Annotated in this window: 9 protein-coding genes; 5 read left to right on the forward strand and 4 right to left on the reverse strand. The window is 66.7% G+C overall.

Features of this window, described 5'->3' with window-relative positions; all coding sequences use genetic code 11:
- Nucleotides 1-140: 140 nt before the first annotated feature.
- Both QH196_RS12235 and QH196_RS12240 read left to right on the forward strand, forming a co-directional pair.
- Nucleotides 141-695, forward strand: coding sequence for a ferritin (locus QH196_RS12235; RefSeq protein WP_280415894.1), 555 nt, complete (start codon nt 141-143; stop codon nt 693-695).
- Between the two features lie 92 nt (nt 696-787).
- Nucleotides 788-1,339 carry a ferritin gene (locus QH196_RS12240; RefSeq protein WP_033243815.1) on the forward strand — a complete coding sequence of 184 codons (552 nt, stop codon included), beginning with the start codon at nt 788-790 and terminating at the stop codon, nt 1,337-1,339.
- Between the two features lie 272 nt (nt 1,340-1,611).
- Here QH196_RS12240 and QH196_RS12245 read toward each other — a convergent pair whose 3' ends face one another.
- From QH196_RS12245 to QH196_RS12260, 4 genes are all read right to left on the reverse strand, one after another.
- Nucleotides 1,612-2,532 (reverse strand): DUF5926 family protein, encoded by a 921-nt coding sequence (locus QH196_RS12245; RefSeq protein ID WP_280415895.1) that lies wholly within the window; start codon nt 2,530-2,532, stop codon nt 1,612-1,614.
- A gap of 74 nt (nt 2,533-2,606) precedes the next feature.
- Nucleotides 2,607-3,392 (reverse strand): glycerophosphodiester phosphodiesterase, encoded by a 786-nt coding sequence (locus tag QH196_RS12250; protein WP_280415896.1) that lies wholly within the window; start codon nt 3,390-3,392, stop codon nt 2,607-2,609.
- Entirely contained in the window at nt 3,389-4,438 is a 1,050-nt protein-coding gene (locus QH196_RS12255) for a DUF4328 domain-containing protein (RefSeq protein WP_280415897.1), read from the reverse strand. Before QH196_RS12255 ends, QH196_RS12250 begins: the two co-directional genes overlap by 4 nt.
- Nucleotides 4,439-4,456: 18 nt before the next feature.
- Nucleotides 4,457-4,825 (reverse strand): rhodanese-like domain-containing protein, encoded by a 369-nt coding sequence (locus QH196_RS12260; protein WP_280415898.1) that lies wholly within the window; start codon nt 4,823-4,825, stop codon nt 4,457-4,459.
- Between the two features lie 490 nt (nt 4,826-5,315).
- Between QH196_RS12260 and QH196_RS12265 the strand changes: the two genes are divergently transcribed.
- The 3 genes from QH196_RS12265 (at nt 5,316) to QH196_RS12275 (ending at nt 7,676) form a co-directional block, all read left to right on the forward strand.
- Nucleotides 5,316-5,954, forward strand: coding sequence for a hypothetical protein (locus QH196_RS12265; protein WP_280415899.1), 639 nt, complete (start codon nt 5,316-5,318; stop codon nt 5,952-5,954).
- Nucleotides 5,955-6,298: 344 nt separating this feature from the next.
- Nucleotides 6,299-6,922, forward strand: coding sequence for a superoxide dismutase (locus tag QH196_RS12270; protein ID WP_033243809.1), 624 nt, complete (start codon nt 6,299-6,301; stop codon nt 6,920-6,922).
- Nucleotides 6,923-7,148: 226 nt separating this feature from the next.
- Nucleotides 7,149-7,676, forward strand: a complete 528-nt coding sequence (locus QH196_RS12275; protein WP_280415900.1) for a peptidase — start codon at nt 7,149-7,151, stop codon at nt 7,674-7,676.
- Nucleotides 7,677-7,782: the final 106 nt, after the last annotated feature.

Here is a 7,782-nt window from a genome sequence, read left to right on the forward strand (position 1 = left end):
CTCCTTTAGATCACAGCGGGTGCCCTTGGGCTACCCCTCCGGGGGGTACCCCCCCACGTTGTGCGCCCCCGGGGCCCGGCGGCGACCACTCGTTGCGGCCCGACCCCCGGGCCCGGCCATGGACGCGCGATAATCGGTATATGCACGACAGCGACCTGGCTCAGCCGTTCATCGCCCTGCTCCGGGCCCAGGTGCAGCACGGGCTCACCGCATCGCAGCAGTATCTGGCCGCGGCGGTGTATTTCGATATCCAGCGGTTACCACGGCTGGCCGCGCATTGCTACGGACGGTCGGAGCAGCAGCGCGGGCATGCGCTGCGGATCGTCCAGTATCTGATAGACCGGGAGCTCGAGATCACCATCGGCGGCCTCGGCGAAGTGCGCCAGACCTTCGAATCACCTCATGCCGCAGTGGCTTTCCTGCTCGCCCGCGAGCAGACCCTGACCGATCAGGTCACCGAACTCGCCAAGGTCGCCCGGGAATGGGCGGATTTCCTCGGTGAACAATTCATGAGCTGGCTGCTCGAATGCCAGCAGCAGGATGTGGCCGGTATGTCGACTCTGCTGGCTGTGATCGATCGCTCAGCCGGGAATTTGTTCGATGTCGAGGAGTTCGTGGCCCGCGAGCTGCCCGCGGTCGCACCGCAAACGAACAGCTCGGTGCCGAAAATGGCCGGAGCCGGCAGAAATAAATAAGGCAACACTATCCTCATTCGAATAAGGCAACACTAGCCTCAATAAGGCTGCACTTGGATGACATAGCCCTTTTGCGGCGTTAATGTCAAGGCATGTCCAATCATCCGGAGAGCCCCCGCAGCAAATTCCACGGATTGCTGCACGATCAAATTCGGCACGAGTTCAACGCCGAGCACCAGTACATCGCCATCGCCGTGTGGTACGACAACGCCGACCTGCCCCAACTCGCGAAGCGGTTCTACGCGCAGGCCGTCGAAGAACGCAATCACGCGATGATGATCGTCCAATATTTCCTGGATCGGGATATCAGCGTCGACATTTCCGGCGTCGATGCAGCAAAGTCGCATTTCGAGAATTCTCGGGAACCGATCGCGCTCGCACTCGATCAGGAGAAGACCGTTACCGACCAGATTGTTCAGCTGGCGAGCACGGCCCGCGAAGAAGGCGATTACCTGGGCGAGCAGTTCATGCAGTGGTTCCTCAAGGAGCAGGTCGAGGAAGTCGCGAAGATGACCACACTGCTGACTGTCGCCGACCGGGCCGGTTCGAACTTGTTCGATCTCGAGGAGTTCATCGCCCGCGAGATGAGCGACGACCCGACCTATGCCCCGGGCTCGCCGTCGGTGGCCGGTGGCCATATCTGATAACTGGACAGTCCACCCCGCCGGGTAACTGCCGCAAATACGGGCGGCTCGGACGGGGCTCGTGGACTGTTTCCCGGGTGATGAATTGGGAGCATCGGCCGTCCCGGCCTACTGCGCCGAGGTCGGGCGGCCGATGCTCCAGCACGTCAGTCGGCGCCGGGTCGTGTGTCGGCTGACGTTCGTCGCCGGGGGGTTCCAGAAACGGCGACCCCTGAAACCTAGCGGAGATCAGCTTCGGAAAGAAGGGTTTTTCGGAAATTTCTCCGTTTTATTCAGCGAAGAGTCACCTGCCGCGACCGCAGCCCGTCCCGTGAACGCCGCTGCTCCGAGGTCAGCGGGGCGTCGACCGCCAGCGCCTCGGCCAAACGCTCTCCGAATTCCGTTGCCGGAGTAGCCCATTCGCTCACATGACGCTCCGGGTCGAGATCGAAGACCGGTACCAGCAGCCCGTGCGTACGGAACGAACCGGCGAACCGCGAACCCTCGCCGAGATGCAGCCCGCCTGCCGCGTGCAACCGGGCCAGCGCCAGCATCAGATCATCTTCCGACTCCGGCCGGACCCAGCGCAGATGAGCCTTCTCACCGGCATCCACCCACCAGGGCGCACCGATCGACGCGGGCCCCAGATCCAGCCGATCCGACGGCATGATGGCCTCTTTGGCCTGCTCGATGGTGGCGGCGATCTGCGGATCGGGCTGCACCCCTTCGGGCACCCACCAATCGAAATCCTGGTGCACCACCAGATCCAGCGCCGCATCGGCCACGATCACATCGGAAAGCGCGGGCCCGCCCGGCGCGGCATGCGCCACGGCCAGCGAATCACCGGGTTCGGCGGATTGCGCCCACAGAATCGACGCCGCGATATCCGCGGCCGGATCCGCTGTCGGGGCCTGTACCTGAACACCGATGTATCCGGTCGGTGTATCGGCGGCGCGTACCAGCGCCGCCACCGCACCCGGCAGCACGGTCGCCAGGACTACCGGCCGCTCGGCGGCAACACCGGGGGCAAGCGCCAATTCGGCGGTCGCCGACGGGACGAACTCGCGCAGCGCGACCAGATCGCATTCCGCGGCCAGTCCTTCGAAAGGACGGGCGACGGCAGCTTCGGCCTCCTGCAACGCTGCCCGCCGCTCGGCCAGACGCTGGGCCCGGTTGCCGCCGGGTTTCGGACTATTGCGTTTGCTCTTACCCACGGCTGGTCAAATTACACGGCATACCGGTCCACCGGCGGCAGGCCACTCGGTTCGGAGCCCGCCGAGTAGCCGCTTCAACGGTTGGCGAGAACAGCCTTCGCCCGGCCCGGATGGTTCGTCGCCACCCAGCTCACCCCGAGATCCGCGCACAGCGCGATATCGTCGGGTTCGTCGACCGTCCAGCAGTAGGTCGCCCGGCCGGCCGCGGCAGCCTTGTCCACCAGCTCCGGATGTTCGCGCAGTGTTTTCACCGAGGGGCCCACCGCGGTGGCACCCACGGTGGTCGCCGCACTTCCGCCCAGATAGCGGGAGGATTCGCCGAGCAGTACGGTCGGCAGCAACGGCGCCGCCCGCCGGATCCGCCAGACCGCGGTGGCCGCGAACGACATCACCACCGCCCGCGAATGGGCCGCCGATGCCGGGGTGGCGATTCCGAAACGCTGTAGTTCGGCCAGCACCTTGTTCTCCACCAGCGACCCGTATCGGACCGGGTGTTTGGTCTCGATGAACAGTTTCGTCGGCCGGCTGCGCCAATCCAGCACCAGGCCGATGAGTTCGCTCAGCGTGAGCACACCCGCCGGGGACCCGTCACCGAAATCCAGTTCCTTCAGCTCGGCCAGCGTCAGCTCGCTGACCAATCCGGTACCGCTGGAGGTGCGGTCCACCGTGCGGTCGTGCACGCAGACCAGATGACCGTCGCGGGTGAGCCGCACATCGCATTCGAGCCCGTCGGCGCCCTCTTCCAGCGCCAGTTCGTAGGCGGCCAGCGTATGTTCCGGACGCGCGGCCGAGGCGCCGCGGTGCGCGACCACGAACGGCGCACGCGGGCCCTGGACCGACTGGTCGCTGCGCTCGCTCACTGGGCCACAACCTCCTGTGCTGCTCGGCCGGCACGGTCCCGGGGTTCTGCCGATCCGGCGTCCGGCGCCCCGCTCACCGTAGCGGCACCGCCCGGATGCACCGGTTCGATCAACGGCGTGGCGGGGTCGACGGCCACCACCCAGCGATGGGCGAGCCGGTCCCGGCCGCGTAGATCGCGGCCCTCGACCGTGCGCACGACCCACAGTGTCAGCACGGCGACAGCGGCCGCGGCGATATCGGTCAGCGCGGTGAACAGCACGCCGTCGGCCTGGGCCTGCAGCGAGTCGGCGGTGCGCCAGAACAGGGCCCCCACCGCGAGCAGACCGCCGAGAACCCAGACCGCCCACCAGATCCGCAACGCCCGCAACGGGCGCGGGTCACCGCGTTCGGCGAGGACTTCCGAGAGGAAAACGCCGGGCCAGATCAGGTTCACCACCGGAATCAGGCAGCCCAGCGCCAGTATGCGCGGTGAGCGCGGGTCCCGGCGGCCGGTGGCGGCGAACGCGGCGCGACGCACCTCGATCAGCCAGCCCAGCGCGGCCACCGCGGCAACGAGCGCCATGATCAACGCGAACAGCGCCGCGGTGTTCACGAGCGCATCGGAGAACCAGAGCAGCGGCGGTTCGATCAGCCGGGTGCGATTGCGCAGCAGAATCAGGTACCGGCCCAGTTCGGCCACGGCGGCGAGACCGAACAGCATTGCGGTGGCCATCAGCGCGGTGTACACCCAGCGGGTGAGCGTGCTCAGCGGACGGGGCTGTTCGCGGTCCTGGGCGGCTACCGGCCGGTCCTGCAGCCCCCAGCGCGGAATCTCGGTGTATCGGGGTGTCCCCGCGGAAACCGGGCCCGATCCGGTGCTCCGGCCGGAACGGTCCAGACGACCGGGGCGGCGGGCGACCCAGCGGTAATTACGGCGCTGCGGCGGGGCGTCGATCGGGCCCGGGGACAGCAGGACGCCGCGGCACCGCGGGCACCAGTGCATCGGCGTACCCTGCACCGCCCAGCGTGTACCGCAGCGGGCACAAGGCTGCACCACCGTACTCACCGCGCACCTCGCAATTCGTCAGTAGATCGTCGCGGGCCCGGGGCCCTCGCCGGCCAGCGGCCGGCCGAGTTGCTGCCAGGCCACCATGCCGCCGGCCACGTTGACCGCTTCGTATCCGATATTCACCAGATACTTGACCGCCTCGATCGAACGTCCGCCCTGCCGGCAGATGACATACAGGTCGGCGTCGGGATCCAGTTCGCCGTAACGCGCCGGGATATCGGACAGTGGGATGTGCACGGCGCCCGGCGCATGGCCGAGCTGCCACTCGTCGTCCTCACGCACATCGAGCAGGACGACGGCAGCCGCCTCCGCCTGCCCGGGCGGCTGATCGAATTCGGCCGGTACGGCCTCGACCGATACCGACGGGACCCCGAAGCTCGTCACGTTACTGATCCTGCCACAACCGCCGGTACCGCCGCCGGGTCCGGGGCGAGCGTCCGCAGGGACGCCCGGTTACCACCGGCCGATGGTCCACGACGGTCCGGACCGAACCGACACGCCGGGCGCTGCCGAAAATTCGCCGCATCGGGATCACGCATCGACCCGATCCCGCCCCGGCCCTGTCCGGAAAGGCCCGGTGATGAGTAATATGCATAATTCGCACCATGTTCCGGCGCGATCAGCTACCATTCAGCGCACCATTATCCCAGGTTCCCCGGATCGACGGCTCGACCTGCGGTAACGGTGGACCCGAACGGCCGATCCGGTACTCCCCTCCAAAAAATCCCGGAGCGGCCGTCCGGCCACCGCATCGAGCCGCGCCCCGTCGCGACCCGATAATCAGTTGGACGCCGCCGGCGCCGAATCGGTTCCACCGGAACCGGAAAAATGAAAAATCCCCTGATCCCAGTACTGATCTCGGTAATCTGGCGCCATGACATCGACCAGGGGGTTACTCGACGAATTGGACAAGGCCGGCCTCGACAAAGCACTCTCGGAGGCCGGATGCCTGGGATCGACAGTCGATTCCGAGGCCAAACGACTGATACTCGACCTCGAGGTGCTGAGCCTGCCGGAGCAAACCGCCGGCATCGCCACCGCCGACACCACCCCGGGCGCCCACACGAAACGGGTGCAGCTCATCTTCCACGGGGTCACAAGGATTGCCGCATCGTTGCGGATGCAGCGATGGGATGATCTGGAACCGCAAATCCTGCCCCTGGAGCTCACCGGCCTCGACGCCGCGGTGGCCAGTTTCGGCGGTAGCCGGCTGCACGGCTGGGAATTCATCGACCTGGACGACAGCAGCTGGACGCTGTGGAGCGAACTGCTCAGCTTCGATACCACCATCGATACCCGGATCTCCCGGCATGTCCTGGAGTTCTCCCAGGAAGAAGGGGTCGATCCGCGCGAACTCGATATCCGGGTCTGGTTCGATTCGGTGACCGCACAGCGCGACGACGGGGAACCCATCCCGCTACCGGATCTGTTCTCCGGTTCGCAGCGCTGGTGGGCGGCCCACGACAAGGGCGACCCGCGCGCATCACATCCGGGTATCGCGCCGCCGTTGTGAGCCGTCGCCCCGAGGCCCGGAGCGGAGACCGCCGAGAAACATCTGCCGCACCGCGACTTCCATCGCTCGGAGAGCGCGGCGGGTGGCGGCGGCCGGCATAGGTGATCTCCGTGCCGGGTCCGGCCGCGATCGTCGCCTTACGCGCCGGCCAGGTCGCCGACCCGCATCCGACCAGGTCGGCCCCGGCGGACAGCGGCGGGTGTATCACAGGACCGGAACAAAAATGGTCGGTTTCGGTCCGATGTGGAATGGTGGGGTGTCGGGGCGAGTTGGACCGATCGGGTGTACGAATGGTCGGGAGCATCCCGTACAGGACGCGCTCGACCCGACAAGGAAGGGACATCGTGGCTGAGTACACGCTGCCAGATCTGGATTACGACTACGGCGCCCTGGAGCCGCATATCTCCGGGCAGATCAACGAGATTCACCACTCGAAGCACCACGCGACCTACGTCGCCGGGGTGAACACCGCGCTGGAGAAGCTCGAAGCCGCGCGCGAAGCCGGCGATCACGGCGCCATCTTCCTGCACGAGAAGAACCTCGCATTCCACCTGGGCGGTCACGTCAACCACTCCATCTGGTGGAAGAACCTCTCCCCCAACGGCGGCGACAAGCCGACGGGTGAGCTGGCCGCCGCCATCGACGACCAGTTCGGTTCGTTCGACAAGTTCCGCGCGCAGTTCACCGCCGCGGCCAACGGCCTGCAGGGCTCCGGCTGGGCGGTGCTCGGCTACGACACGCTCGGCCAGAAGCTGCTGACCTTCCAGCTCTACGACCAGCAGGCCAATGTCCCGCTGGGCATCATCCCGCTGCTGCAGGTCGATATGTGGGAGCACGCCTTCTACCTGCAGTACAAGAACGTCAAGGCCGACTACGTGAAGGCCTTCTGGAACGTGGTCAACTGGGCCGACGTCCAGGAGCGTTTCGCCAAGGCCACCAGCCAGGCGAAGGGCCTCATCTTCGGCTGATCGCCTACGTCGTATCGCCGGTTCGGTCTCCGTCCGGTGAACGGCCCGCCCGAGGGCCGGAGAACGATAAAGCGCACCGAGCCCGCGGACTATGGGTCCGCGGGCATTTCGGTGTTTCCAGGTGAACTGGCACTCTCTGGTACTTGTGTGCCAGACGACTTCTGGGAGATGCTCGAAGCGCATAACAGATGGGCAAGGCCGCCCCGGTATCCGTACGGGAGGCATCATGCGCGGCAACGGTCAAATCGGCGTGACGCCGTTCCACGCCGGCGGAACACTGCGCGGTTTCGTGATCTCCGGCCGCTGGCCGGACACGACCAAGGAATGGTCACAACTGCTGGTGCTCGCGGTACGCGTGGCCTCCATGCCCGGCCTGCTCACCACCTCGACGGTCTTCGGAGTACGCGAGGATCTACCCGACGATCCGGCGCCCGATACGGTCGGGCTGGTGATCGCGGAAGGCCCGGTACTGGGCGAGGAAGGTGTGCAACCCGGACTTTTCGGCGAACACACACCGCCCGCCGTGTTCATGCTTCATCCCCCGGCGGAAACCAATCCCTCGCTACCGGAATGCACGGGCGCCGCTTCCGGATGCGTACTGCTGCCGGGCCTGCCGCACCTCGGGCTGGAACACCGAGCCGCCTGGGCCGAAGCCGAAGCCGACGGGACGGTCACTTCGCTGGTCAGCAGGATCGGGCTGGACCCGATCAGCGATCCCGATACCGCCGTACTGGCCATGTTGCTGGCCGCTTGAGCCGGTGCCGAGCCCCCCCCCAAACCCCCGGACCGCCGCTAGCCCCGGAGCGCCAGGCGTAGCGCCTCCCGGATCTGCCGGGTCGCGTCGGTGCGGATCTCGGCGG

The organism is Nocardia carnea (assembly GCF_029868325.1).
GTDB classification, from domain to species: domain Bacteria; phylum Actinomycetota; class Actinomycetes; order Mycobacteriales; family Mycobacteriaceae; genus Nocardia; species Nocardia carnea_C.

What these genes read in the sequence shown, in the direction of transcription:
- QH196_RS12235 (WP_280415894.1), top strand. Translation starts at nt 141, where the DNA reads ATGCACGACAGCGACCTGGCTCAGCCGTTCATCGCCCTGCTCCGGGCC.
- QH196_RS12240 (WP_033243815.1), top strand. Translation starts at nt 788, where the DNA reads ATGTCCAATCATCCGGAGAGCCCCCGCAGCAAATTCCACGGATTGCTG.
- QH196_RS12265 (WP_280415899.1), top strand. Translation starts at nt 5,316, where the DNA reads ATGACATCGACCAGGGGGTTACTCGACGAATTGGACAAGGCCGGCCTC.
- QH196_RS12275 (WP_280415900.1), top strand. Translation starts at nt 7,149, where the DNA reads ATGCGCGGCAACGGTCAAATCGGCGTGACGCCGTTCCACGCCGGCGGA.